The organism is Bradyrhizobium sp. MV1.5 (genome assembly GCF_055807615.1).
Genome location: NZ_JBVVPL010000005.1, coordinates 179,394 through 203,020, shown reverse-complemented (window position 1 = coordinate 203,020; position 23,627 = coordinate 179,394). Strand labels below are relative to the sequence as shown.

Annotated in this window: 21 protein-coding genes; 14 read left to right on the top strand and 7 right to left on the bottom strand. The window is 65.1% G+C overall.

Going from position 1 to position 23,627, the window contains the following annotated elements; all coding sequences use genetic code 11:
* Positions 1-20: 20 nt before the first annotated feature.
* From AC0L2J_RS07320 to ku, 4 genes are all read right to left on the bottom strand, one after another.
* The gene (locus tag AC0L2J_RS07320) at positions 21-185 is read right to left on the bottom strand and encodes a Flp family type IVb pilin (protein WP_007608286.1); all 165 of its coding nucleotides are present in this window, start codon (positions 183-185) and stop codon (positions 21-23) included.
* Positions 186-376: 191 nt separating this feature from the next.
* Entirely contained in the window at positions 377-559 is a 183-nt protein-coding gene (locus AC0L2J_RS07315; protein ID WP_063993056.1) for a hypothetical protein, read from the bottom strand.
* Positions 560-732: 173 nt separating this feature from the next.
* Positions 733-969 (bottom strand): hypothetical protein, encoded by a 237-nt coding sequence (locus AC0L2J_RS07310; protein ID WP_007608288.1) that lies wholly within the window; start codon positions 967-969, stop codon positions 733-735.
* A gap of 58 nt (positions 970-1,027) precedes the next feature.
* Positions 1,028-2,011 (bottom strand): non-homologous end joining protein Ku, encoded by a 984-nt coding sequence (gene ku, locus AC0L2J_RS07305; RefSeq protein ID WP_063993055.1) that lies wholly within the window; start codon positions 2,009-2,011, stop codon positions 1,028-1,030.
* Between the two features lie 233 nt (positions 2,012-2,244).
* Here ku and AC0L2J_RS07300 point away from each other — a divergent pair, with 233 nt between their 5' ends.
* From AC0L2J_RS07300 to AC0L2J_RS07235, 14 genes are all read left to right on the top strand, one after another.
* Positions 2,245-2,400 (top strand): hypothetical protein, encoded by a 156-nt coding sequence (locus AC0L2J_RS07300; protein WP_007593402.1) that lies wholly within the window; start codon positions 2,245-2,247, stop codon positions 2,398-2,400.
* 231 nt (positions 2,401-2,631) lie between these two features.
* Positions 2,632-3,303 carry a response regulator transcription factor gene (locus AC0L2J_RS07295; protein ID WP_007608293.1) on the top strand — a complete coding sequence of 224 codons (672 nt, stop codon included), beginning with the start codon at positions 2,632-2,634 and terminating at the stop codon, positions 3,301-3,303.
* Between the two features lie 122 nt (positions 3,304-3,425).
* A complete protein-coding gene (locus tag AC0L2J_RS07290) occupies positions 3,426-4,802 on the top strand; it encodes a sensor histidine kinase (RefSeq protein WP_063993054.1) in 1,377 nt (458 codons plus the stop codon).
* Positions 4,803-4,962: 160 nt separating this feature from the next.
* Positions 4,963-6,363, top strand: a complete 1,401-nt coding sequence (locus AC0L2J_RS07285; RefSeq protein WP_473388186.1) for a hypothetical protein — start codon at positions 4,963-4,965, stop codon at positions 6,361-6,363.
* A gap of 101 nt (positions 6,364-6,464) precedes the next feature.
* Positions 6,465-6,734 carry a hypothetical protein gene (locus AC0L2J_RS07280; protein WP_007593394.1) on the top strand — a complete coding sequence of 90 codons (270 nt, stop codon included), beginning with the start codon at positions 6,465-6,467 and terminating at the stop codon, positions 6,732-6,734.
* 131 nt (positions 6,735-6,865) lie between these two features.
* A complete protein-coding gene (ccmI, locus tag AC0L2J_RS07275) occupies positions 6,866-7,981 on the top strand; it encodes a c-type cytochrome biogenesis protein CcmI (protein WP_063996588.1) in 1,116 nt (371 codons plus the stop codon).
* A 37-nt stretch (positions 7,982-8,018) separates the two neighbouring features.
* Positions 8,019-8,528, top strand: a complete 510-nt coding sequence (ccmE, locus tag AC0L2J_RS07270; RefSeq protein WP_473388181.1) for a cytochrome c maturation protein CcmE — start codon at positions 8,019-8,021, stop codon at positions 8,526-8,528.
* A complete protein-coding gene (locus AC0L2J_RS07265) occupies positions 8,525-10,507 on the top strand; it encodes a heme lyase CcmF/NrfE family subunit (protein WP_473388179.1) in 1,983 nt (660 codons plus the stop codon). The genes ccmE and AC0L2J_RS07265 overlap by 4 nt, the downstream gene beginning before the upstream one ends.
* A 4-nt stretch (positions 10,508-10,511) precedes the next feature.
* The gene (locus AC0L2J_RS07260) at positions 10,512-10,991 is read left to right on the top strand and encodes a cytochrome c-type biogenesis protein (RefSeq protein WP_007608308.1); all 480 of its coding nucleotides are present in this window, start codon (positions 10,512-10,514) and stop codon (positions 10,989-10,991) included.
* Positions 10,992-11,164: 173 nt separating this feature from the next.
* Positions 11,165-12,508, top strand: a complete 1,344-nt coding sequence (locus tag AC0L2J_RS07255) for a methyl-accepting chemotaxis protein (RefSeq protein WP_007608310.1) — start codon at positions 11,165-11,167, stop codon at positions 12,506-12,508.
* A 221-nt stretch (positions 12,509-12,729) separates the two neighbouring features.
* Positions 12,730-14,313, top strand: a complete 1,584-nt coding sequence (locus AC0L2J_RS07250; protein WP_007608315.1) for a Do family serine endopeptidase — start codon at positions 12,730-12,732, stop codon at positions 14,311-14,313.
* 306 nt (positions 14,314-14,619) lie between these two features.
* Positions 14,620-15,300 (top strand): response regulator transcription factor, encoded by a 681-nt coding sequence (locus AC0L2J_RS07245; RefSeq protein ID WP_035974942.1) that lies wholly within the window; start codon positions 14,620-14,622, stop codon positions 15,298-15,300.
* Positions 15,284-16,738, top strand: a complete 1,455-nt coding sequence (locus AC0L2J_RS07240; protein ID WP_473249613.1) for a sensor histidine kinase — start codon at positions 15,284-15,286, stop codon at positions 16,736-16,738. Before AC0L2J_RS07245 ends, AC0L2J_RS07240 begins: the two co-directional genes overlap by 17 nt.
* The gene (locus AC0L2J_RS07235; RefSeq protein WP_473388172.1) at positions 16,735-19,722 is read left to right on the top strand and encodes a bifunctional [glutamine synthetase] adenylyltransferase/[glutamine synthetase]-adenylyl-L-tyrosine phosphorylase; all 2,988 of its coding nucleotides are present in this window, start codon (positions 16,735-16,737) and stop codon (positions 19,720-19,722) included. Before AC0L2J_RS07240 ends, AC0L2J_RS07235 begins: the two co-directional genes overlap by 4 nt.
* On the opposite strand, the gene AC0L2J_RS07230 is transcribed toward AC0L2J_RS07235, so the two are convergent.
* From AC0L2J_RS07230 to fdhF, 3 genes are read right to left on the bottom strand one after another with little or no spacing between them, the layout of a single operon-like run.
* On the bottom strand, positions 19,679-19,912 hold the full coding sequence (locus AC0L2J_RS07230; RefSeq protein WP_473388169.1) for a formate dehydrogenase subunit delta: 234 nt from the start codon (positions 19,910-19,912) through the stop codon (positions 19,679-19,681). The two genes, AC0L2J_RS07235 and AC0L2J_RS07230, sit on opposite strands and share 44 nt — an antisense overlap.
* The gene (fdhD, locus tag AC0L2J_RS07225; RefSeq protein ID WP_007608320.1) at positions 19,902-20,729 is read right to left on the bottom strand and encodes a formate dehydrogenase accessory sulfurtransferase FdhD; all 828 of its coding nucleotides are present in this window, start codon (positions 20,727-20,729) and stop codon (positions 19,902-19,904) included. The genes AC0L2J_RS07230 and fdhD overlap by 11 nt, the downstream gene beginning before the upstream one ends.
* Positions 20,730-20,733: 4 nt before the next feature.
* Positions 20,734-23,619: a formate dehydrogenase subunit alpha gene (fdhF, locus tag AC0L2J_RS07220; RefSeq protein ID WP_007608321.1), complete on the bottom strand. Its 2,886-nt coding sequence runs from the start codon at positions 23,617-23,619 to the stop codon at positions 20,734-20,736.
* Positions 23,620-23,627: the final 8 nt, after the last annotated feature.

The window sequence follows — 23,627 nt, the reverse complement described above, 5'->3', positions numbered from 1 at the left end:
ATGAGATTGCGGCGCGCCGGCTACTTCATCGCCGCGCTGATCGAGTTGAATTTGCCGCTCAGGAGTGCGCTGCCGGTGTTGTTCACGGCCACGATGATCGCGAACGCGATGCCGGTGGCGATCAGACAATACTCGATGGCGGTGGCACCATTTTCATCGGCAAGAAATGACTTGAGCAAAGTCATCGTCAACTCCTGTTCATCCGTCCAACCTAGGCTGGTGCCGTTTTCGGAATGGTAAATTGATTCACTGATTTTTTGTGGGCGCGTCAAAATGCAGGTGGATGGTCCTCACCTGCCGTTTGATATGGTGTCGTCGATTGACTTAAGGTTTCGTCACCCAATTCGGACGCATTTGGCGATGTCGTCGTCGCGTCTCAGGACGATATCTGGCGTTCCGGCGCGGCCTTGCCCGGGCGTTTCAGTACTATCGCCAGACGTCCGACCAGATAGCTGATCACGGACGGCTGCGCCCGCGCGGAGCTGCCGGCGAGGCTTTCTTCCTCGGCCGCGTCGTTGACGATGCCGATGTAGTTCCTTCTGGCGTCCTGCTGCTGCACGAGCCTGCAAACCCCGAGTTTAATCGAGGGGCGACCATGCTGCGCTGAGCGGGAAGCGTCGGTTAATTTTGTCTTCCGTAGGATTACGTACCGCCGCCGGCCGCAGGTAGACGCCGAAAGCAGGGGATTGGCTTAACGGATTGTTGAGCCTGTTATCGAGCGGGGTGCCGGGCTCACTCGCGCCGACCGTCCGCATTCAGCGCCCGTAACACCGCGATGCGGGCGAACATCATCCAGCCGCCGCCGGTCTCGGCTGCGTTGATCAGGGTTTCGATCGCGGTCTGCCAGTGGCTCGCATGCTGCGTATCCTCGGGCAGTCGCATGATGTGATCGGCCGCTTCTTGCAGCGTCCGCAGCTTGCGCCCGCCACGTAACGAAATGGGGTCGTCGAACGCGGTCGACCAAGGCATGTCAGGTCGGCCGATCGGCGAGAGGAGGCATCACGGCGTAGCCGCTGGTGCGATGCTGCTAGCCGGCCTTCTTCGCCCGCGCCTGCGCGCGCACCGGCTTGTCGGCTTTTTTGGGAGCCGCTTTCGCAGCAGCGTCCTTGCCGCCCTTGCCGGCAATCGGCAGCAGCATCTCGCGCTGGCCTTCGACGCGCTTCTTCGGCTTCTTGCCCTTGGCGGCGTCCTTGGTCACATCCTTGGCCACCTTCGCCGCGGGGCCTGCGTCCTTCTCGTTGGCGATACTCTTCTTCAGCGCGTCCATGAGGTTGATGACGTTGCCGCCGGTCTTGGGCGCGGCCTTCGCGGTGATGGGCGCGCCGCTGCGCTTCTTGTTGATGAGGTCGATCAGCGCGGTCTCGTAATGGTCCTCGAACAGCTCGGGCTCGAACGCGCCGGACTTCTTCTCGACGATGTGCTTTGCGAGGTCGAGCATGTCCTTGGTCAGCTTCACTTCCTGGATGTCGTCGAAATAGTCCTTCTCGCCGCGCACCTCATAGGGGTAGCGCAGCAGCGTCCCCATCAAGCCGCTCCCGAGCGGCTCCAGCGCGATGATGTGCTCGCGGTTGGTCAGCACCACGCGGCCGATCGCGACCTTGTCCATGCTCCGGATCGTCTCGCGGATCACCGCAAAGGCGTCGTGGCCGACCTTGCCATCGGGCACGAGATAATAGGGGCGGATCAGATAGCGGCTGTCGATATCGGTCTTCGGTACGAACTCGTCGATCTCGATCGTGTGGGTGGACTCCAGCGCGATGTCGTCGAGCTCGTCCTTGGTGACCTCGATATACGTGTCTGTGTCCACCTTGTAACCCTTGACGATGTCCTCCGAAGTCACCTCGTCACCGGTCTCGGCGTCGACCTTGAGGTACTTGATCCGGTGGCCGGTCTTGCGGTTGATCTGGTTGAACGAGACCTTCTCGGTATCCGAAGTGGCCGGATAGAGCGCGACCGGGCAGGTCACGAGGGACAAACGCAGAAAACCCTTCCAATTGGCGCGGGGGGCCATGGGCTACTCCAAACGCAACGGGGACAGAAGACGAAGATACCATCGAGGAACAACGAATCATAGCAAGGCGGATCGCTGAATCTTGCAACTGCGTTAACCGGCCGCCCGGCGCGCGGTTGCAACCTGACCCGGCCGCAAAGGCCGGAACATCATATCCCATCATGCGTTGCCACGAGACATTCCGCCGCGAGGAGTCGCGGCCATCCGACGCGACAGCCAGAATTGAGGTCACCATGGCAACCACGCGAGACCAACGTCAGATCGTGGAAACTCCAACCGAGGCGCGCCAGGGCGAGCCCGGGCCGTCGGTGGCGGCGCTGCTCGCCATATCCACCGGGCTCGCGATCCTGATCCTCGCCGTCATCTGGTTCGTGTTCTTCCGGACCTGATCGGCAGATCGACCGGACGGTTCGCACCTTCCGACCCGCCGCGTAACGCGGCACATTGCGCCCGCCATGCCGCCGGTTCGTCCGATGGCCTGGCGGGCGCAGTGCGTTGACCGCGAACAGGGTCGGATATGACCAAAAAGTAACGCGGCCGGTTCCCCGTGTTCATATTCAGTTCACGCCGGAATTGCTCATCTGTGCGGGTGTTCATACGGCCCAGTTCTGGAGAGAAGCGTGCGCCTGCTCGTCGTTGAGGACGACCCCGATCTCAATCGCCAGCTTACCAAGGCGCTGACCGACGCCGGCTATGTCGTCGATCGCGCCTTCGACGGGGAGGAGGGGCATTATCTCGGTGACACCGAGCCCTACGACGCCGTGGTGCTCGACATAGGCCTGCCGAAGAAGGACGGCATCTCGGTGCTGGAAGCCTGGCGGCGTAACGGCCGCACCATGCCGGTCCTGATCCTCACCGCGCGCGACCGCTGGAGCGACAAGGTCCAGGGCTTCGATGCCGGCGCCGACGACTATGTCGCAAAGCCGTTCCACCTGGAGGAGGTGCTGGCGCGGATCCGCGCGCTGCTGCGCCGCTCCACCGGCCACGCCCAGAGCGAGCTGAGCTGCGGCCCCGTCACGCTCGACACCAGGACCGGACGGGTCAGCGTGTCGGGTAATCCCATCAAGATGACGTCGCACGAATATCGGCTTCTGGCCTACCTGATGCACCATTCGGGCCGCGTCGTATCCCGCACCGAGCTGGTCGAGCATCTCTACGACCAGGACTTCGACCGCGACTCCAACACCATCGAGGTCTTCGTCGGCCGCATCCGCAAGAAGCTCGACGTCGACATCATCCAAACCGTCCGTGGCCTCGGCTATCTCCTGACCCCGCCGGCCCCCGGCGCCTGAAGCGTGGTGTCTCGAACTATCTTGTCTAGACGTATCTTGGCTTGACGGGCGGCCCCGACAGGGGCCTTGGTCGGGTCATGAGTTCCGACGCTATGCCACCCCGCGCCTCCGGGATCATTCCGATGCCCGCCAGCTCGCTTGCGAACCGCCTGTTCCTGTCGGCGACCGCGTGGCTCGTGGTGATCCTGGCCATCACCGGCGTGGTGCTGTCGTCGGTCTACAAGAACGCCACCGAGCGCGCCTTCGACCGCCGGCTCAATCTCTATCTCCGCACGCTGATCGCCGAGGTCGCCACCCCCGACGAGCCGCCGGACCGCCAGTTCCAGTCGCTCGGCGAGCCTCTGTTCGAGCTGCCGTTGTCCGGCTGGTACTGGCAGATCACCCGGACCGACACCGAAAAGCCGGAGGTGCGGTCCTCGCGCTCGCTCTGGGACAAGAAGCTGCCGAAGCTGGAAGAGCAGGGCACCGAGCTCACCGCCGCCGGCATCCGGATCGCTTACGTCGACGGTCCCGAGGGACAGAACCTGCGGATGGTGGAGCGGCCGGTCGATCTCGGCGCGGACGGCAAATTTCTCGTCAGTGTCGCCGGCGACGATACCGAGATTTTCGACGAGACGCGCAGTTTCGATTACTACCTCGGCGGCACCTTCACCGCTCTCGGCATCGTATTGCTGCTGACCACCGTGTTTCAGGTGCGCTTCGGTCTTGCGCCGCTCAAGCGCATCTCCGAATCCATCGCCGACATCCGGTCCGGGCGGGCGGAGCGGCTCGAGGGCGAGTTCCCGGTCGAGATCGCGCCGCTGGCGCGCGAGACCAACGCGCTGATCGATGCCAATCGCGAGATCGTCGAGCGCGCACGCACCCACGTCGGCAATCTCGCCCACGCCATCAAGACGCCGCTCTCGGTCATCGTGAACGAGGCCGGCGCGCATGCCGCCGATCCGTTCGCGGCCAAGGTGATGGAGCAGGCCGACGTGATGCGCGACCAGGTCGCCCATCATCTCGAGCGCGCGCGCATCGCGGCGCGGGTCTCGGTCGTCGCGACGGTGACGGAGGTTGCACCGGCCATCGAGGCATTGCGGCGGACCATGGAGAAGATCCACCGCGGCCGCGGCATCGCGGTCGAGGCCGAGGCCGATCCGTCGGCGAAATTTCGCGGCGAGCGGCAGGATCTGGAGGAGATGGTCGGCAATCTCGTCGACAACGCCTGCAAATGGGCGGCCTCGCGGGTCTTCATCGAAGTTCTGGTGGAAGCGCCGCATCAGGCGAGCACCGGTCCGCGGCTGCATATCATCGTCGACGACGACGGCCGCGGCCTGTCGGAGGCCGAGCGCTCGCAGGTCTCACGGCGCGGCCAGCGGCTCGACGAGTCCAAGCCCGGATCGGGGCTTGGACTGTCGATCGTGACCGAGCTCGCTGCGCTCTACGGCGGCAGCCTCTCACTCGGCCGCGCACCGACCGGGGGCCTGCGGTCGGAGCTGGTCCTGCCCGGAATATAATCCCTTGTTCCGATATGACTATTTGGCCTGCGGCACGTCGATCCCGACGAAACCAGGGGTATTCGGAACGACTTCCTAAACGGCTTCTTAAGTGGGGCCCATCTATGATCGAGCAGGACGGATCCCACGTCCGCCATTTTACCGTTCACTACCCGGGCGCATGAGCCAGACATCGATCGAGCGGCTGAGGGACTATCTCGCGCAGCTCCCGCCGCAGGCGCAGGCACTGCTGATGCGGGAGTTCGAGCGTGCGCTCGAGCGCGGCCAGGACACGGCCGTGGCAACCCTCGTGCTCGACCAGCTGCGCAAGATCGTCCGCAAGACGGAAGCCGACGCGGCCCCACCGCCGCGTACGGACGATCTGTCGCGGCTACTGTTCCAGGTGCTGGAACCATTCCTGGTCGAAGCGGGCGCCCCGATCCGGGCCGGGCAGATCCGCCGCTCTTCCCTGACTCCGATCTGGCAATGGCTCGGCCGCGACGGTGCTCCGGCCAAGCTGAGCGAATTCGAGGCGGCGCTGGCGCGCATGCCGGCCGACAGTGCAGGGCAGGTCGAAGCGCTGGCCTCGAAGCTCCAGGCGGTCGCCGCGGATGCCATCTTCGAACTGACCGGGCCGGGCGGGGGTGACAAATCGCGTGCGCTCGCCCGCGTCGGTCCGCCCAACGTGATCGAGGATCTCTATTCGACCGGGGCGGTGCTCGCGGTCCGCGACGCCATCGCCACCTTGAACGAGAAGCTGCCGCGCTCCCTGCGCGCCTTCGGCGATGCCCAGATCGCCTCGGTGACTGCAGCGCTCAACATTCCCGTCCTCCAAACGCCGCAAATGCTGCCCTTCGCGCTCTCGATCGTCGTGCAGCGGATGACCGCGCCGTGGCAGATCATCCGCCTCGCCATCAAGATTGCCGCGTCCGACGATGAGATCCGTGTGGCGGCAACGCCCTATGGCGTCGCCGTCACGATGGCGCTGCATGATCTGTCCTGCGTGGCCGCCATCCTGCGCATGGACATCAAGCGCGGCCATTTCGACAATGTCGCCGACAATCTCAAGACGCTGCACGACGGCGTCCGAGGCCTGCGTACCGAGCTCGACCTGCGCAACGATTCCGCCTGGGGCAAGCAGTTGACCTCGATCCGGGCCGACATCTCCAACGCGCTGCAATCCGAGATCGACAGTGTTCCCGGCCGCGTCCGCCGCATCCTGCGCCAGCGCGCCGAGAAGGACATTCCGCCGGGCGCGCGGATCGACAGCACCGAGGTCGAGGAAACCGTCGCGCTGATCGATTTCGTCGCGACCTGCCGCAATTATGCGAGCGAGCTTGCGATCAATGAGGTGACACTGCGCACCTATTCCGACCTCCAGCAATATGTCGAGCGTTCGACCGAGCAGCTCGTGCAGTCGCTGCGCGGCGCCGATCACAAGGTCCGCACCTATCGGCAGCAGCAGGTGCAGGCCGCGATCCGCTTCTGCCAGGTGCTGTTCGGCGATGATTATGCCTCGCTGATGAGCCGCGCCGCGGAGAATGCGGCCACGGGCGAGCGCAAATCGTCGCGCGCGAGCTGACTCAAGGCGCATATTTCAGTAGTCACAATTTCAGGTTGACGGTGTCGGTGGCTGGCCCTACGGTCGCCGTGCAACTTTTTGATATTTCTATCTGTGGGCGCATGAAATCCGTTATCAGTTCCATCGAAATCGAGAATCGCGTCGTCGTTGCCAAATATCAAAGGCTGATGGTCGGCGCGAAGGTGGTGCTGGTCGAGAAGGCAAGCGGTCGGCAGCTTCCTGAGACCGTCACCAGGGTTGCATCGCCCGTTCCCGTCGGGGCGTTGCGCATCAGATTGCCCGACGCTATCGAGCCGGGAACATACTTCCTGAAGGCCTTCAACGGGCATGGCGAGGACGCCGCTCAAAGCGCGGACTTCGAGATAGGCTAAGCCGTTGGATTTTCACCATTTCGGGACTGTGCGCGGTCGCGCCGAATTGACAATTGTCAATTGCCGCATCGTCCGGCCGTGGTGTAAAGCGACCTGTGGGCGCGGCTTGCGCGCTGCCGGAAGCTTGCCAGATGATGCTATGGTTCGTGTTCGCGCTGATGACGGTCGCGGCGATCTTCGCCGTGCTTTTGCCGCTCGGCCGTAGCGGACGCGCCCATAACCAGGGCAGCGAGGTCGCGGTCTACAAGGACCAACTCGCCGAGATCGAGCGTGATCTTGCCGCAGGGCTAATCGCGGCGCCCGAAGCCGAGGCCGCGCGCGTCGAGGTCAGTCGCAGGCTGCTCGCCGCGGCCGGCAGCGAGCCCGCAATCGCACCGAAATCCAGCCTCAAATGGCGCCGCGCGGCGGCCGTGCTTGCGCTTGCCGGTTTGCCGCTGGTTGCGATCGGCGTCTATGTGCCGCTCGGCTCGCCCAGGCTTCAGGACTTTCCGCTGGCGCAGCGGGAGCGCGGATCCGGGTCCGGCATGGCGCAGTCGCTCGAGAATCTGGTCGTACAGGTCGAGCAACATCTGGAAAAGAATCCGACCGACGGGCGCGGCTGGAACGTGATCGCGCCCGTGCTGGAGCGGCTTGGTCGCTTCGACGACGCCGTGCGCGCCTATCGCAACTCGCTCGCCTACAATGGCGAGAGCGCGGAGCGCCGGTCCGATCTCGGCGAAGCGATCTCGGCCGCCGCCGGTGGCGTCGTGACCGCCGAAGCCAAGACCGAGTTCGAGCGCGCGCGCGCGCTCAGCGCCGATGATCCGAAAGCGAACTACTTCCTCGGTCTCGCCGCCGAGCAGGACGGCCGCAAGGACGATGCCGCCAATATCTGGCGCGCGCTGCTGGCGAAAGCGCCGGCGGATGCGCCGTGGCGCCCTCTCGTGCAGACCTCGCTCGCGCGCGTCGGTGGTGGTGGCGTGACGATGCCGGCGCTGTCGGATGAGACCCTCGCAGCTTCCAAGGACATGAAAGAGGGCGATCGCAACGCGATGGTTCGCGGTATGGTCGAACGGCTCGCCACGCGCCTCAAGCAGAACGGCGACGACGTCGAGGGTTGGCTGCGCCTGGTGCGCGCCTATCTCGTGATGGGTGATCGCGACAAGGCGGTGGGGGCATCGACCGATGCCCGCCAGGCGGTTGCCAACGACGCAGCGCGGCTGCGCCAGCTCGATGAAGGCCTCAAGACACTCGGGCTCGACGGATGATGATGTCAGGACGAGACGGGCAGGGAATGGATACGCCATGACGCGCAAGCAGCGACGTATGACCATCATCGGCGGCTCGCTCGCCGTGCTCGCGCTCGCGGCCGCGCTGGTGCTCAACGCGCTGCGCGACTCCATCGTGTTCTTCTCGACGCCGACCATGGTCGCCGAGAAGCACGTTGCGCCCGGCAAGCGGTTTCGCCTCGGCGGCCTGGTGCAGCCCGGCTCGCTCCGGCGCGGCGACAATCTCGCGGTGACCTTCGAGGTCGCCGACGGCGGCGCAAAGCTTCCGGTCGCCTTCAAGGGCATTTTGCCTGATCTGTTCCGGGAAGGGCAGGGCGTCGTCGCCGAAGGCGCGCTCAACGCCGATGGCGTGTTCAAGGCCGACACCGTGCTCGCCAAGCACGACGAAACCTACATGCCCAAGGACGTTGCCGACGCCCTGAAGAAGCAGGGGCACTGGAAGGATGACTACGGCGCCAAGGCTTCCGATAGCGTCAAGCCCGCGGCCACGACCGCGCAGGGCAATCCGCAGGGAGCAGTTCGGTGATCGCAGAGTCAGGACATTACGCGCTGGTGCTGGCGCTCGGACTGGCACTGATCCAGTCCATCGTGCCCCTGATCGGCGCGCGGCTGCGCGATGACGCGCTGATGAATGTGGCACGCTCCACTGCGCTGGCGCAGCTCCTGTTCGTCGGTGCGTCGTTCATCGCGCTTGTGATGCTGCACGTGGACTCGGACTTCTCCGTCGTCAACGTCTACGAGAATTCCCACTCCATGAAGCCGCTGCTCTACAAGATCACCGGCGTGTGGGGAAACCATGAAGGCTCGATGCTGTTGTGGGTGTCGATCCTCGCGCTTTTCGGCGGATTGGTCGCGGCCTTCGGCAACAATCTGCCGCTGTCGCTGCGCGCGCATGTGCTGGCCGTCCAGGCGTGGATCGCCAGCGCCTTCTATCTCTTCATCCTGGTGACCTCCAACCCGTTCCTGCGCATCGCCAACCCGCCGATCGAGGGACGCGATCTCAATCCGGTGCTTCAGGACATCGGTCTCGCCGTGCATCCGCCAATGCTCTATCTCGGCTATGTCGGCTTCTCGATCTCGTTCTCCTTCGCGATCGCGGCGCTGCTGGAGGGGCGGATCGACGCCGCCTGGGCGCGTTGGGTGCGGCCGTGGACGCTGGTCGCCTGGATCTTCCTGACGCTCGGTATCGCCATGGGCTCGTACTGGGCCTATTACGAACTGGGTTGGGGCGGCTGGTGGTTCTGGGACCCGGTCGAGAACGCTTCGCTGATGCCGTGGCTTGCCGGCACCGCGCTGCTGCATTCCGCTCTGGTGATGGAGAAGCGCAACGCGCTGAAGGTCTGGACCATCCTCTTGTCGATCCTGACCTTCTCGCTGTCGCTGCTCGGCACCTTCCTGGTGCGCTCGGGGGTCATCACCTCGGTGCATGCCTTCGCGACCGATCCAACCCGCGGCGTGTTCATTCTCCTGATTCTCTGTCTGTTCATCGGGGGCAGCCTGTCGCTGTTCGCGGGGCGCGCGACGTCGTTGAAGCAGGGCGGCCTGTTTGCGCCGATCTCGCGCGAGGGCGCGCTGGTGCTGAACAATTTGCTGCTCACGGTCGCCTGCGCGGTGGTGCTGTTCGGCACACTCTATCCATTGGCGATGGAAATGCTTGTCGATTTCAAGATGTCGGTCGGTGCTCCCTTCTACAACCTCACCTTCGCTCCGCTGTTCACGCTGCTGCTGCTCGTCGTGCCGTTCGGGCCGTTACTGGCATGGAAGCGCGGCGATCTGCTCGGCGTGACGCAACGCCTGCTGGCGGCTGGCGTCGCCGGGCTTGTTGTCGCCGCTCTGGTCTGGGGCTGGGCGCGCGGTGGCAGCGCGCTGGCGCCGCTCGCGATCGGGCTTGGCATCTTCGTGATCGCCGGTGCCGTCACTGACATCGTCGAGCGCACCGGCCTCGTGCGGCTACCGTTCGCAACGGCGCTGCACCGGGCCCGCGGCCTGCCGCGCTCGGCCTGGGGCTCCGCGTTTGCGCATGCCGGCCTCGGCATCGCGCTGATCGGGATCGTCTGCGAGACCACCTGGAACAGCGAATATATCGCGACCATGAAACAGAACGACGTCGCCCATGTTGCCGGTTACGACGTGAAGCTCGATGGTTTGTTTCAGCGCCAAGGCCCGAACTTCCGCGAGATGATCGCCGAATTCAATGTCAGCCAGGACGGCGAGAAGCTCAGCGTGATGACGCCGTCCAAGCGCAGCTTCACCACCCGCGGCTCCTCGACCACCGAGGCCGCGCTGCTGACGCGCGGCGCAAGCCAGCTCTACATCTCTCTCGGGGACGCCACCGGCGAGGGTGCCATCGCCGTGCGCATCTATCACAAGCCGCTGGTGCTGCTGATCTGGTGGGGACCGGTGCTGATGGCATTCGGCGGCGTGCTGTCGCTGTCGGACCGGCGCCTCCGGGTGGGCGCGCCGAAACCGGCGCGGGCCAAGCAGCGCCTGCAGCCGGCGGAGTGATCCAATGCGTCGAATGATGGCCGCGTTCGTCGCGCTGCTGCTGCTGGCCTTGCCTGCGGCGCATGCCGTGCAGCCCGACGAGATCATGTCGGATCCGGTGAAGGAGTCGCGCGCACGCGACTTGTCGCGCGAGCTGCGCTGCATGGTCTGCCAGAACCAGTCGATCGACGATTCCGATGCGCCACTGGCGCGCGATTTGCGGCTCCTGGTGCGCGAGCGCATCGCGGCCGGCGACAGCAATTCGCAAGTGCTCGATTTCCTGGTCGCGCGCTACGGCGAGTTCGTGCTGCTCAAGCCACGCTTCGAGCGCCAGAACATGCTGTTGTGGCTGCTCGCGCCGCTGCTGCTGATTGGCGGCGGCCTGGCGCTATGGCTGCAAATCCGCCGGCGCTCGCGAAATGGTGCAGACGTACCGGCTCCGCCGCTCACGCCCGACGAGGAAGCGCGGCTCGCCGCATTGATGGCGGATGAAGCCAAATCTTAAGCTGCTTCCAGCCTTAGCTGTTTCAAACCTTAGTTGTTTCAAACCTTGGCCACTTCAAATTGTTCTGGTTACGCAATGATACGTAGCTCCTTGCCACAGCATGTTTCATGCTCTGTTGACCTTTGTCTGAAAGCTTGTCGCGAAATTCGATTCCAGGCTTTGAGTCCTCAATTATGTTCGCGAACAGCAATCTGACGATCCGCTTCCTGGTCGGCGCCGTCGTCGCTGCATTATTGTTCCTGCTGGGCATCGGAGGCGGCACCGGCTTCGTCGCGGTGCTCTATCTCAACAACGAGATCACCAGCCTTTCGTCGGACTTCGCCGCGCTGAGTGGCCCCGCGCACGACCACGCGATGCAGATCTACCAGCAGGCGCAGACCGCGTTCTCCTATTTTCTCGTCGCTTGCGGCGTGATCGCCGTTGTAGCCATCGCGATCTGCCTCATCACCTGGTTTGCCGTGCGCAACGGCATCCTCAATCCGCTGGCGGCGATCGTTCATGCTATGCGCGAGGTCGCCGACCAAAGGTTCGAGACTCCGGTTCCGGGTCTCGGCGGCACCAACGAGATCGGCCTGCTCGCTGGCGCTTTGGAGGTGTTCAAGACCAATGGTGTGGAGCGGCGCCGCCTCGCCGAGCTGCAGCTCCACGAGGCGCAGCATCAGGCCGAGCGATCGAAATTCCTGGACGCGCGGATCAGGCGCTTCAACGATCTCGTCGCCAGTGTCGTCGACAGCGTGGCGTCGTCGGCCGTGCATCTCGAGAGCAACGCCCAGACGTTGTCGCGGACGGCCAACGATACCACCACCAAGGCCAACGCCGTGGCAAGCGCAGCGAGCCAGGCCAGCGGCAGCGTGCAGACCGTCGCGGGCTCGGCGGAGGAGATGACGAATTCGATCGGCACGATCAGCCGTCGCGTCACGGACGCGACCCAGCGTGCCGAGGGCGCGGCGACGCAGGTCGAGAAGAGCCGCGACACCATCCACACGCTGTCGGACGCGGCCGACAAGATCGGCGAGGTCGTGCAGCTCGTGCAGGCGATCGCGTCGCAGACCAATTTGCTCGCGCTCAACGCCACCATCGAGGCGGCGCGGGCTGGCGAGGCCGGCAAGGGATTTGCCGTGGTCGCCTCCGAGGTGAAGAATCTGGCGCACCAGACCAGCAAGGCGACGGAGGAGATCACGTCCCACGTCGCCAGCATCCAGGGCATCACCGCACAGACGCGCGGCGCGATCGACGGCGTCTCGCAGACGTTGTCGGAGATCTCGTCCATCATGTCCGGCATCGAGATCGACACCGCCCAGCAGCGCACCGCCACGCAGGAGATCACGCGCAGTGCCAAGGACGCCGCGCGCGGTACGCTCGACGTCTCCAATCACATCGTCCAGATCACCTCGACGTCCGCCGAGACCGGCCGAATGGCCGCCGAGGCGCGCGATTCCGCGGTCGACCTGTCGCAGCAGGCCGAGACTTTGAAGCGCGAGGTCGACGAATTCATCGTCAGTGTGAGAGCGAGCTGAGAGCCCTGAAAAAGGCGCTTCCGCGCCGCCACCGGAACTCGATTAAGTTCCTGTAAGACAAAGACTTTCTCTCTGCGATAAACTGCCGCATCCGCATTCCCCTTCATTACAAAAGTTTAACCCCGCCGCCAGCCCACGGTAAGGCGGCAGCCCCCATCTTCAGGTTCGTAAGGTGCCGCCGTCAGGTACCAAATGGATTTCAAGGCCCTGGAGATCTCTGCATGACCGACCGTTCCGACCTCTCGAACCTTCCGTCCTACCGGCAGCCCCGCCGGTCGATTTTCTCGGCCCGCAAGTTCGCGCTGATGGCCTCGGTCGTCGCCGGCCTCGGTGCCGCCGTCTACGGCTTCGGCACGTCGACCTCGCCGGCCGACCTGTTCTCGAGCCCGGCGCACGCACAGGTCAACAACGAGGTCCGCAAGGTTGAACGCCCGATTGGTTTCGCCGACATCGTCGAGCGCGTGAAACCGTCGGTGATCTCGGTGAAGGTCAACATCAAGGAAAAGACCGCGAGCAATGATGACGGCGATGACGCGCAGTCGCCGTTCCAGCCGGGCTCGCCGATGGAGCGGTTCTTCCGCCGCTTCGGCGGTCCGGATGGCATCCCGGGCCTGAAGGGTGGTGGCGGTCGAGGCCGTGTCGTGCAGGGCCAGGGCTCCGGCTTCTTCATCTCGGCTGATGGCTTTGCCGTGACCAACAACCACGTGGTCGACGGCGCCGACAAGGTCGAGGTCACGACCGACGACGGCAAGACCTACACCGCCAAGGTGATCGGCACCGACCAGCGCACCGACCTCGCCTTGATCAAGGTCGAGGGCAGCTCGAGCTTCCCGTTCGCGAAGCTTGCCGACGGCAAGCCGCGGATCGGCGACTGGGTGCTCGCGGTCGGCAACCCGTTCGGCCTCGGCGGCACCGTGACTGCCGGCATCGTTTCGGCCAGCGGCCGCGACATCGGCAACGGCCCCTACGACGATTTCATCCAGATCGACGCGCCCGTGAACAAGGGCAATTCCGGCGGTCCGGCCTTCGACACCAACGGTGAGGTGATGGGCGTCAACACCGCGATCTACTCGCCTTCCGGCGGCAGCGTCGGCATCGCGTTCTCGATCCCCGCCAGCACCGTGAAGAGCGTGGTGGCGCAGCTCAAGGACAAGGGCTCGGTCAGCCGCGGCTGGATTGGCGTGCAGATTCAGCCGGTGACATCGGACATCGCCGACAGCCTCGGCATGAAGAAGGCCGAAGGCGCGCTGGTTGCCGAGCCGCAGGCGAATGGTCCGGCGGCGAAGGCCGGCATCGAGTCCGGTGACGTGATCACGTCGGTCAACGGCGAAGCGGTCAAGGACGCCCGCGAGCTCGCCCGTACCATTGGCGGCCTGGCGCCCGGCGCGACCGTGAAGCTCAACGTGCTGCACAAGGGCCAGGACAAGGTCGTGAACCTCACCCTCGGCCAGCTGCCGAACACGATCGAGGCCAAGGCCGACCTCGACAAGGACAGCGGCAAGGGCGCGAGCCGCGGCACCGATGTGCCTAAGCTCGGCATGACCGTCGCGCCCGCCGATTCCGTGGCCGGCGCCGGCAAGGAAGGCGTCGTGGTCACCGAGGTCGATCCGAAGAGCGCCGCAGCCGAACGCGGCTTCAAGGAAGGTGACGTGATTCTCGAAGTCGGCGGCAAGAGCGTGAGCACCGCCGGCGAAGTCCGCGACGCCATCAACACGGCGCGGACCGACAACAAGAACAGCGTCCTGATGCGGGTGAAGAGCGGCGGCCAGTCGCGCTTCGTCGCCGTGCCCATCGCCAAGGGCTAACGAAGGGCTAACGAAGGGCTAACCAAGGGCTCGGCCTGAGGAGGCCTCCGAGATGAAGGGTGTCGCCGGCATCAGTCGCCCCCGCCGATGGCGCCCTTCGGGGGAGCAGCGCAACGTTTGCTTCCCCTGTCTACCTTCCGGTGGAATACGCCCCCCTCCGTCGGAAGGCCTAGGGCGGTGAAGTCCCCCCAGCTTCACCGCCCGCCTTTTTTCTCGATGCCAGAGTCTCTCACTCGGCTTGCATGCGATTGCCGCTCGCGCCATGTTTAGAGAAGGTTCACTCCCTTGACCGTTGCCGAACGCACGATGCGCCTCCTCATCATCGAAGACGACCGCGAATCCGCCGACTACCTCGTGAAGGCGTTTCGCGAGGTCGGGCACATTGCCGACCACGCCGCCGACGGCGAGGAAGGCCTCGCCATGGCCGAGAACGGCGATTACGACGTGCTGGTGGTCGACCGCATGCTGCCTAAGCGCGACGGCCTGTCGGTGATCGGCGCGCTCCGCGAGAAGGACGATTCGACGCCGGTGCTGATTCTCTCCGCGCTCGGCCAGGTCGACGACCGCATCAAGGGCCTGCGCGCCGGCGGCGACGACTATCTGCCGAAACCCTATTCCTTCGCCGAGCTGTTGGCCCGGGTCGAGGTGCTGTCACGTCGCCGCGGCGGTCCGGCCGAGGACACGCTGTACCGCGTCGGCGATCTCGAGCTCGACCGACTCTCCCACCGCGTCGCTCGCGGCAAGGACGAGCTGACGCTGCAGCCGCGCGAATTCCGCCTGCTCGAATATTTGATGAAGCATGCGGGCCAGGTGGTGACCCGCACCATGCTGCTGGAGAATGTCTGGGACTATCATTTCGATCCGCAGACCAACGTCATCGACGTGCACATTTCGCGGCTGCGCTCCAAGATCGACAAGGGTTTTGAGCGGCCGCTGCTGCACACGATCCGCGGCGCGGGATACATGATCCGTGACGGCATTCGGTAAACTCGTCCGCACCACGGCATTCCGGCTGACGCTGGTCTATTTGCTGTTGTTCGCGATGTTCGCGGCCTCGCTGCTGGCCTATTTCGCCTGGAATACGCGGCGGCTGATCACCGAGGAAATCACGCAGACGGTCAATGCCGAGACGTCGGAAATCAACGAGATCTACGACCGCCGCGGCTTGCGGAGTCTCGTGCTCGCGATCGAGTACCGCGCGCTGCGGCCGGGCGCCAACCTCTATCTCGTGACCACGCCGACCGGGCAGGCGATCGCCGGCAATGTCGGCTCGCTGGCGCCCGGCGTGATGGCGACGCGCGGCTGGTCGGAGACGGCGTATCGGCGCATCGAGGATGCGGACGAGCGCGACCATCGCGCCCTGGTGCGCGTCACCGAGCTCGAGAATGGCTTCCGGCTTCTGATCGGCCGCGATCTCGCCGAGCGGCGGCGCCTGTTCGGCATCGTTGCCAAGGCCGCGCAATGGTCGGTGCTGATCGTCGTGGTGCTTGGCCTGGGCGGCGGGATCTTCGTCGCGCGCAGGGTGCTCAGGCGCATCGACGCCATGTCCGGGACGGCCCATCGCATCATGATAGGCGATCTCAGCGAGCGTCTGCCGGTAGGACGCAGCGGTGACGAGCTGGACCGCCTCGCTGAAAACCTCAATGCGATGCTGGAGCGCATCGAGGCGCTGATGGCGGGGCTGAAGGAGGTCTCCGACAACATCGCCCACGATCTCAAGACGCCGCTGACACGCTTGCGCAACCGCGCCGAGGAGGCGCTGGCGAAATCAGGCAGCGAGGCCGATTACCGCGCCGCGCTGGAGCGGACCATCGAGGAATCCGACGGCCTGATCCGTACATTCAACGCGCTGCTGATGATCGCGCGCGCCGAGTCCGGTCAGGCGCGTGGCAACATGAACGATTTCGACGCGGCCGATGTCGCACATGGCATCCACGAGCTCTACGAGCCGCTGGCTGAAGACGACGGCATGACGCTGAAGGTCAAGGCCGATCCGACGCCGGTGCACGCCAACCGCGAACTGATCAGCCAGGCGCTCGCCAATCTGGTCGAGAATGCGATCAAATACGGCAAGCCGGTCGCGCTAACGGGTGGAACCGTGGTCAGCCTGGATTCAAGGCAGATCACGATCGAGGCGAAACGCGAGGGCGATCAGGTGCTGCTCAGCGTCACCGATCGCGGCCCCGGTATACCCGAGGCCGACCGCAAGCATGCTGTCGAGCGATTCGTGCGGCTTGAAGCCAGCCGCACGCTGCCGGGCTCCGGCCTCGGCCTCAGTCTTGCTTCTGCGGTTGCAACGCTGCATGGCGGCGAATTGCGGCTGGGCGATGCCCATCCGGGCCTCGTCGCCACCCTGGTGCTACCGGCGCGCGCGGGCGACAGGGTTGCTCCTCCAATACCGGATGTGCCACAGAAGGTGGCATGAACAACTCCGCGCCGGGAAACGCGGACAAGCATGGTGAGAGACTTGCCGCACGCTTCGCGGAGGCTCCCCATATTGCCGCTTCCGTCACCGACCAAGGACGTTTTGAAAGCTGGCTGGCCGAGCTCGAGCCCGCGCAATCTGCCCGTCTTGAAGCTCTGCTGGCTCATCCCTTCGCGCGGGACACACTGGCCGGCATCGCGGAATTCTCGCCTTATCTGTTCGAACTGGTGCGGGCTGATTCGCAGCGCCTGATCCGACTGCTGGAATGCGATCCGGATGCGCATCTCGCCACGCTGATCGCGGAGGCGAACGGCGCCGTGCTCGCGGCATCCGACGAAGCCGAGGTGATGCGGCTGCTTCGCCGCATGAAGGCGGCGGCCGCGCTCCTGATCGCACTGTGCGACATCGGCGGGGTCTGGCCGGTGATGCGGGTGACCGCAGCGCTCACCGATGTCGCGGTGTCCTCGGTGCGGGCGGCGCTTCAGTACCTCCTGCGGCAGGAAGCCGCACGGGGCAAGCTCTTGCCGCCCAATCCCGAGGCGCCGGAGGAGGGCTGCGGGCTGATCGTGCTTGCGATGGGCAAAATGGGCGCAGGCGAGCTGAACTATTCCAGCGACATCGATCTCATCGTGTTCTTCGATCCCGACAATACGACGCTGGCCGCGGATATCGAACCCCAGCCATTCTTCGTGAGGGTAACGCAGGGGATGGCACGCATTCTCCAGCAGCGCACCTATGACGGCTACGTCTTCCGCGTCGATCTGCGCCTGCGTCCCGATCCATCTTCGACGCAGGTGGCGATTTCGCGTGATGCCGCGCTGAACTATTACGAGCGGGAAGGGCGTACCTGGGAGCGCGCCGCGATGATCAAGGCGCGCGCCTGCGCCGGCGATCCCAGGGCGGGCGAGGCGCTGCTCGCGGAAATCGCGCCCTTCGTCTGGCGCAAGCATCTCGACTTTGCCGCGCTTGCCGACGTTCACGACATGAAGCGGCAGATGCAGACCTATCGCGGCCAGAGCGAGGTTGCTGTCGAAGGGCACAACGTGAAGGTCGGGCGCGGCGGAATCCGCGAGATCGAGTTCTTCGCCCAGACCCAGCAATTGATCGCCGGTGGCCGCCATCCTGAGCTGCGCGTGCGGCCGACGCTCGCCGCGCTTGGCGTGCTCGCTTCCAGCAATTGGATCACGTTTGCGGCGCGCGACGAGCTGACCACGGCGTACCAATTCCTGCGTCGGGTCGAGCATCGCCTCCAGATGATCGCAGACGAGCAGACCCACACGCTGCCCGAGGACAAGGAGGCGGTCGAGCGTTTCGCCTGGTTCTTCGGCTATCCGGATCGCGAGGCCTTTGCCCGCCACCTCTTGCGCCAGCTCGAGATCGTCCAGGGCCACTACGAAAAACTGTTCGAGGGCGACGATCCGACCGGCACGGCCAAGCTGCCGGCGCTCGACTACAGTGCGGGTCCCGACGATCCGCGGCTGCTTCAGTACCTGGCGACGCTCGGTTTCAAGAAGCCCGCCGCCGTCGCGCAGACCGTGCGTGACTGGATCACCGGCGACTACCGCGTGTTCCGCAATGAGGCGACGCGCAATGCCTTCATCGAATTCGTGCCGGCCCTGATCGACGGTCTCGCTCATGCCGAGGAGCCGGATCGGGCCGTCGTGGCGTTCGACCATTTCCTTGGGGCGCTTCAGCGGGGCGGTCGACTGATCACGCTGCTCGGGCAGAACCGCGATCTCGTTGCGCTGGTCGCCCTGGTGCTGGGCGCGGCGCCCCGGCTCGGCGAGATGCTGGCGCGGCAGCCGCAACTCATGGACGGCCTGATTGATCCGCGCTTCTTCGGCGCTATGCCCGACAGGCAGGAATTGTCGGGGCGGCTCGCGAGCACGGTGCAGGATGCCGGCTCTTACGAAGAGTTCCTCGACCGCCTGCGCCTGTTCGGACAGGAGAGCCTGTTCCTGATCGGAACGCGCATTCTCTCAGGCACGGTCTCGGCACAGCAAGCGAGCACGGCCTTTGCCGACGTCGCCGAGGGCATCGTGCATACCGTGCATGGCCTCGTCGCCGATCGCTTCGCCGCCCAGCATGGCCGGATCAAGGGGCAGGAGACCGCGATCATCGCGATGGGCCGGCTCGGTAGCCGCGAGATGACAGCGTCGTCCGATCTCGACCTGATCCTGCTTTACGATTTCGACAGCGACAATCCGGACTCCGACGGTGCGAAGTCATTGCAAGGTGCGCATTACTTCGCCCGCTTCACCCAGCGCCTGATCAGCGCGTTCACGACGCGCACCAATTACGGGGTGCTTTACGAGATCGACATGCGGCTGCGCCCCTCGGGGCGCGCCGGCCCTGTGGCCTCGAGCCTCGTCTCGTTCGCGGACTACCAAGCCAACGAGGCCTGGACCTGGGAGCACATGGCGCTGACCCGTGCGCGCGTCGTGTCGGCTTCGCCCGAATTCCGGGAACGGATCGAGCGCGTCATCCGCGATGTCCTGACCCGTCGCCGCGATCCCGCAATCACCGCCAACGACGTCGCCGACATGCGGCGTGCGATCGCCCAGGAGAAGGGCGAGGCCGATTGCTGGGATCTCAAATATGCCGCCGGCGGCATGGTCGACATCGATTTCATCGCGCAATATCTTCAGCTCGTGCATGCGCACGAGAAGCCGGAGATTCTCGACGTCGCCAGCATGCAGGTGCTGGAAAATGCATGCAGGCTCGGCGTGCTCGCGCAATCGGAGACCGAGATATTGCGGGCCGCGGCGCGGCTGTATCACGATCTGACGCAGATCCTGCGGCTCTGCGTCAACGACCGGTTCAAGCCGGAGACCGCCGGCACCGACCTCCTGCGCGTGATGGCACGCGCCGGCGATGCGCCGCATTTCTCCTCGCTGGAGGCGCGCGTGAAGGAGACGCAGAGCGAGGTGCGCCGTGTCTTCAGGGCGCTGCTGGAAGGGACGTCGCCTGCTGCAGCGAGGTGAGCGCGTCCCGCACGTTCGGCTCCAGGCCCGCGCCGCCGGCATCGAGATGGGCGAAGATCGCGCGCTTCATCCGCGGATCCCAGAACTTCTTGATGTGGTCGGCGATCCCCTGCACGGCCTTGTCGTGGCCCTGGCTCCGGAAGAACGTGCCGATCTGGTTGGCCATGTAGATCAGGCGGTCAGGCGACATCGAGAACCTCCGTGGCATGACGGGCGACAACCCGGCCGCCATGCGAAAACACTTCGAACCCGTCCTGGCGGGCAATGGCAATCAGCGTGATGCCGGCGGCCTCCGCGGTGCGCACCGCGAGCGCGGTCGGCGCAGAGACGGCCACCATCACCGGCGCGCCGATGGCGGCGGTCTTCTGCACCATCTCGACCGAGACGCGGCTCGTCAGCAGCACGATGCCGCCGCTTGCAGCCGTGCGGCTGCGCGCCAGCGAACCGGCGAGCTTGTCGAGCGCGTTGTGGCGACCGACATCCTCACGCAGCGCAACGATACCGCCGGCAGGCGACCAGAACGCGGCCGCGTGAACGGCGCGGGTTTGCAGATTGATCGATTGCAGTGGTGCGATGGTCTGCATCGCCGCCATGATCTGCTCGGGCGCAAACGTCTGTCCCTGCGGCACGATGGCCGCAGGCCGCACGGCTTCGGCAATCGAGTCGATGCCGCAAATGCCGCAGCCGGTCGGGCCGGCGATGTGGCGGCGGCGCTCGCCGATGCGCGCGGCATCTTCCGAAGCCAGCCACATGCGCAGCTCGATGCCGTCGTCGAGGCGGACCATTTCGAGCGACTTGATGTCATCGACGGATTTGATGATGCCTTCGTCCAGGCTGAAGCCGACGGCAAAATCCTCGAGGTTCTGCGGCGTCCCCATCATGACGGCGTAGGTGCCGCCATTGTAGGTCAGTGCCAGCGGCGTCTCCTCCGGAATCAGCCGCGCTCCTTCAGACGCGGCACCGTCGCGCCAGATCTCGCGGTCGATGGCCTGGACCGGCACGTGCATGCCGCTACTCCGCAGCCTCGGCCGGCGCGATGCGGCGGGAATGCCGCGCCTGCGCGCCGTAGGCCTTCTGCCAGTCGGACGGGCCGTTCGACGGCGATATCTGCACCGCCGTGACCTTGTATTCGGGGCAGTTGGTCGCCCAGTCCGAATAGTCGGTCGTGATGACGTTGGCCTGGGTGTCCGGATGGTGGAAGGTGGTGTAGACGACGCCCGGCGCGACGCGATCGGTGATCTCCGCACGCAGCGTGGTCTCGCCGGCGCGGCTCTTCAGCCGCACCCAGTCCCCATCGCGCACGCCGCGCTGTTCGGCATCGTGCGGATGGATCTCCAGCCGATCCTCGGCATGCCAGACCACGTTCTCGGTGCGCCGGGTCTGTGCGCCGACATTGTACTGGCTGAGGATGCGGCCTGTGGTGAGCAGCAGCGGATAGCGCGGGCCGGTGCGTTCGTCGGTCGCGACATATTCGGTGACGACGAACTTGCCCTTGCCGCGGACGAAGCCGTCGATATGCATCACCGGCGTGCCCTCGGGCGCCTTGTCGTTGCAGGGCCACTGCACCGAGCCGAGCTCGTCGAGCTTGGCATAGGAGACGCCGGCGAAGGTCGGGGTCAGCGCCGCGATCTCGTCCATGATCTCGGAAGGATGGCTGTAAGTCATCTCGAAGCCCATGGCCCTGGCGAGGCCGATGGTGACTTCCCAGTCGGCGAGGCCGTTCTTCGGCGTCATCAACTTGCGGACGCGCTGGATGCGGCGCTCGGCGTTGGTGAAGGTGCCGTCCTTCTCGAGGAAGCTGGAGCCCGGCAGGAACACATGGGCGTAGTTCGCGGTCTCGTTCAGGAAGAGGTCGTGGACGATGACGCATTCCATCGCCGCTAGTGCTGCTACCACATGCTTGGTGTTGGGATCGGATTGCAGGATGTCCTCGCCCTGCACGTAGATCCCCATGAACGTGCCGTCCACCGCGGCGTCGAACATGTTGGGAATGCGCAGGCCCGGCTCGGGGTTGAGCTTGACGTTCCACAGCGCCTCGAACTGGTCCCGCACGGCATCGCCCGAGATGTGGCGGTAGCCGGGGAGCTCGTGCGGGAACGAGCCCATGTCGCAGGAGCCCTGCACGTTGTTCTGGCCGCGTAGCGGGTTCACGCCGACACCGGGACGACCGATATTGCCCGTGGCCATCGCGAGGTTGGCGATCGCGATCACGGTGGTCGAGCCCTGGCTGTGCTCGGTGACGCCGAGACCATAATAGATCGCGCCGTTGCCGCCGGTGGCGTAGACGCGCGCTGCTTCGCGCAGATCGTTCGGATCGACGCCGGTGAGGATGGCGGTGGATTCCGGGCTGTTGTTTGGTTGGGCGACGAACGCCGCCCATTCCTCGAATTCGCTCCAGTCGCAGCGCTCGCGTACGAAAGCTTCGTTGGCAAGGCCTTCGGTGACGATCACATGCGCCAGTGCCGTCATGACCGCGACGTTGGTGCCGGGCATCAGCGGCAGGTGGAGCGCCTTCACATGCGGCGATTCGACCATCTCGGTGCGGCGCGGATCGATCACGATCAGCTTGGCGCCTTGGCGCAGCCGCTTCTTCAGGCGGGAGGCGAACACCGGGTGGGCCGAAGCGGGGTTGGCACCGATGATGACGACGACGTCGGTGTGCTCGACCGAGTCGAAATCCTGCGTGCCGGCAGAGGTACCGAACGTGGTCGAGAGGCCATAGCCGGTCGGGGAGTGGCAGACGCGCGCGCAGGTGTCGACATTGTTGTTGCCGAAGCCGGCGCGGATCAGCTTCTGCACCAGATAGGTCTCTTCATTGGTGCAGCGGGACGACGTGATGCCACCGATGGCATCGCGGCCGTATTTCTTCTGGATGCCGCGCATCCTGTCGGCGGCAAACGAGAATGCCTCGTCCCATGACACTTCGCGCCAGGGATCCTCGATCCGCTCGCGGATCATCGGGTTGAGGATGCGTTCCCTGTGGTTGGTGTAGCCCCAGGCGAAGCGGCCCTTGACGCAGGAATGGCCGCGATTGGCCTTGCCGTCCTTGTACGGCACCATGCGGACGACTTCCTCGCCGCGCATCTCAGCCTTGAAGGCGCAGCCGACGCCGCAATAGGCGCAGGTGGTGACGACCGAGTGTTCGGGCTGGCCGATCTCGATCACGGATTTCTCGGTCAGTGTGGCGGTCGGGCAGGCCTGCACGCAGGCGCCGCAGGAGACGCATTCGGAGCCGAGGAAGCTCTCGCTCATGCCGGGCGAGACGCGGCTGTCGAAGCCGCGGCCGGAGATCGTGAGCGCGAAGGTGCCTTGCACCTCCTCGCAGGCGCGGACGCAGCGCGAGCAGACAATGCACTTGGAGGGATCGTAGGTGAAGTACGGGTTGGAATCGTCCTTCGGCATCCAGGCGGCGTTGATCTCGCCATTGGACTTGCCAGGCGTCTTGGCGAAGACGTGGTTCTCGCCTTCATAGCCGTAACGCACGTCGCGCAGGCCCACGGCGCCGGCCATGTCCTGCAACTCGCAATCGCCGTTGGCACCGCAGGTGAGGCAGTCGAGCGGATGGTCGGAGATGTAGAGCTCCATCACGCCCTTGCGCAGCTTCTTGAGCCGTTCGCTCTGGGTGTGCACGATCAGGCCGGACATGACAGGCGTGGTACAGGAGGCCGGCGTGCCGGCGCGGCCCTCGATTTCGACGACGCAAAGCCTGCACGAGCCGAATGCGTCGACCATGTCGGTCGCGCAGAGTTTCGGTATCTGATGGCCGGCGTCCATCGCCGCCCGCATGATCGAGGTGCCCTCGGGCACCGTGACCTGGTTGCCGTCGATGGTCAGCGTCACCATCGTTTCCGATTTCGAGCGCGGCGTACCGAAGTCGATTTCTTCGATCAGAGACATTGTCGTTC

Coding starts and splice junctions, on each gene's coding strand:
- AC0L2J_RS07320 (WP_007608286.1), bottom strand. CDS start 185: ATGACTTTGCTCAAGTCATTTCTTGCCGATGAAAATGGTGCCACCGCC.
- AC0L2J_RS07310 (WP_007608288.1), bottom strand. CDS start 969: ATGCCTTGGTCGACCGCGTTCGACGACCCCATTTCGTTACGTGGCGGG.
- ku (WP_063993055.1), bottom strand. CDS start 2,011: ATGGCCCCCCGCGCCAATTGGAAGGGTTTTCTGCGTTTGTCCCTCGTG.
- AC0L2J_RS07300 (WP_007593402.1), top strand. CDS start 2,245: ATGGCAACCACGCGAGACCAACGTCAGATCGTGGAAACTCCAACCGAG.
- AC0L2J_RS07290 (WP_063993054.1), top strand. CDS start 3,426: ATGCCCGCCAGCTCGCTTGCGAACCGCCTGTTCCTGTCGGCGACCGCG.
- AC0L2J_RS07285 (WP_473388186.1), top strand. CDS start 4,963: ATGAGCCAGACATCGATCGAGCGGCTGAGGGACTATCTCGCGCAGCTC.
- AC0L2J_RS07280 (WP_007593394.1), top strand. CDS start 6,465: ATGAAATCCGTTATCAGTTCCATCGAAATCGAGAATCGCGTCGTCGTT.
- ccmI (WP_063996588.1), top strand. CDS start 6,866: ATGATGCTATGGTTCGTGTTCGCGCTGATGACGGTCGCGGCGATCTTC.
- ccmE (WP_473388181.1), top strand. CDS start 8,019: ATGACGCGCAAGCAGCGACGTATGACCATCATCGGCGGCTCGCTCGCC.
- AC0L2J_RS07260 (WP_007608308.1), top strand. CDS start 10,512: ATGCGTCGAATGATGGCCGCGTTCGTCGCGCTGCTGCTGCTGGCCTTG.
- AC0L2J_RS07255 (WP_007608310.1), top strand. CDS start 11,165: ATGTTCGCGAACAGCAATCTGACGATCCGCTTCCTGGTCGGCGCCGTC.
- AC0L2J_RS07250 (WP_007608315.1), top strand. CDS start 12,730: ATGACCGACCGTTCCGACCTCTCGAACCTTCCGTCCTACCGGCAGCCC.
- AC0L2J_RS07245 (WP_035974942.1), top strand. CDS start 14,620: ATGCGCCTCCTCATCATCGAAGACGACCGCGAATCCGCCGACTACCTC.
- AC0L2J_RS07235 (WP_473388172.1), top strand. CDS start 16,735: ATGAACAACTCCGCGCCGGGAAACGCGGACAAGCATGGTGAGAGACTT.
- AC0L2J_RS07230 (WP_473388169.1), bottom strand. CDS start 19,912: ATGTCGCCTGACCGCCTGATCTACATGGCCAACCAGATCGGCACGTTC.
- fdhD (WP_007608320.1), bottom strand. CDS start 20,729: ATGCACGTGCCGGTCCAGGCCATCGACCGCGAGATCTGGCGCGACGGT.
- fdhF (WP_007608321.1), bottom strand. CDS start 23,619: ATGTCTCTGATCGAAGAAATCGACTTCGGTACGCCGCGCTCGAAATCG.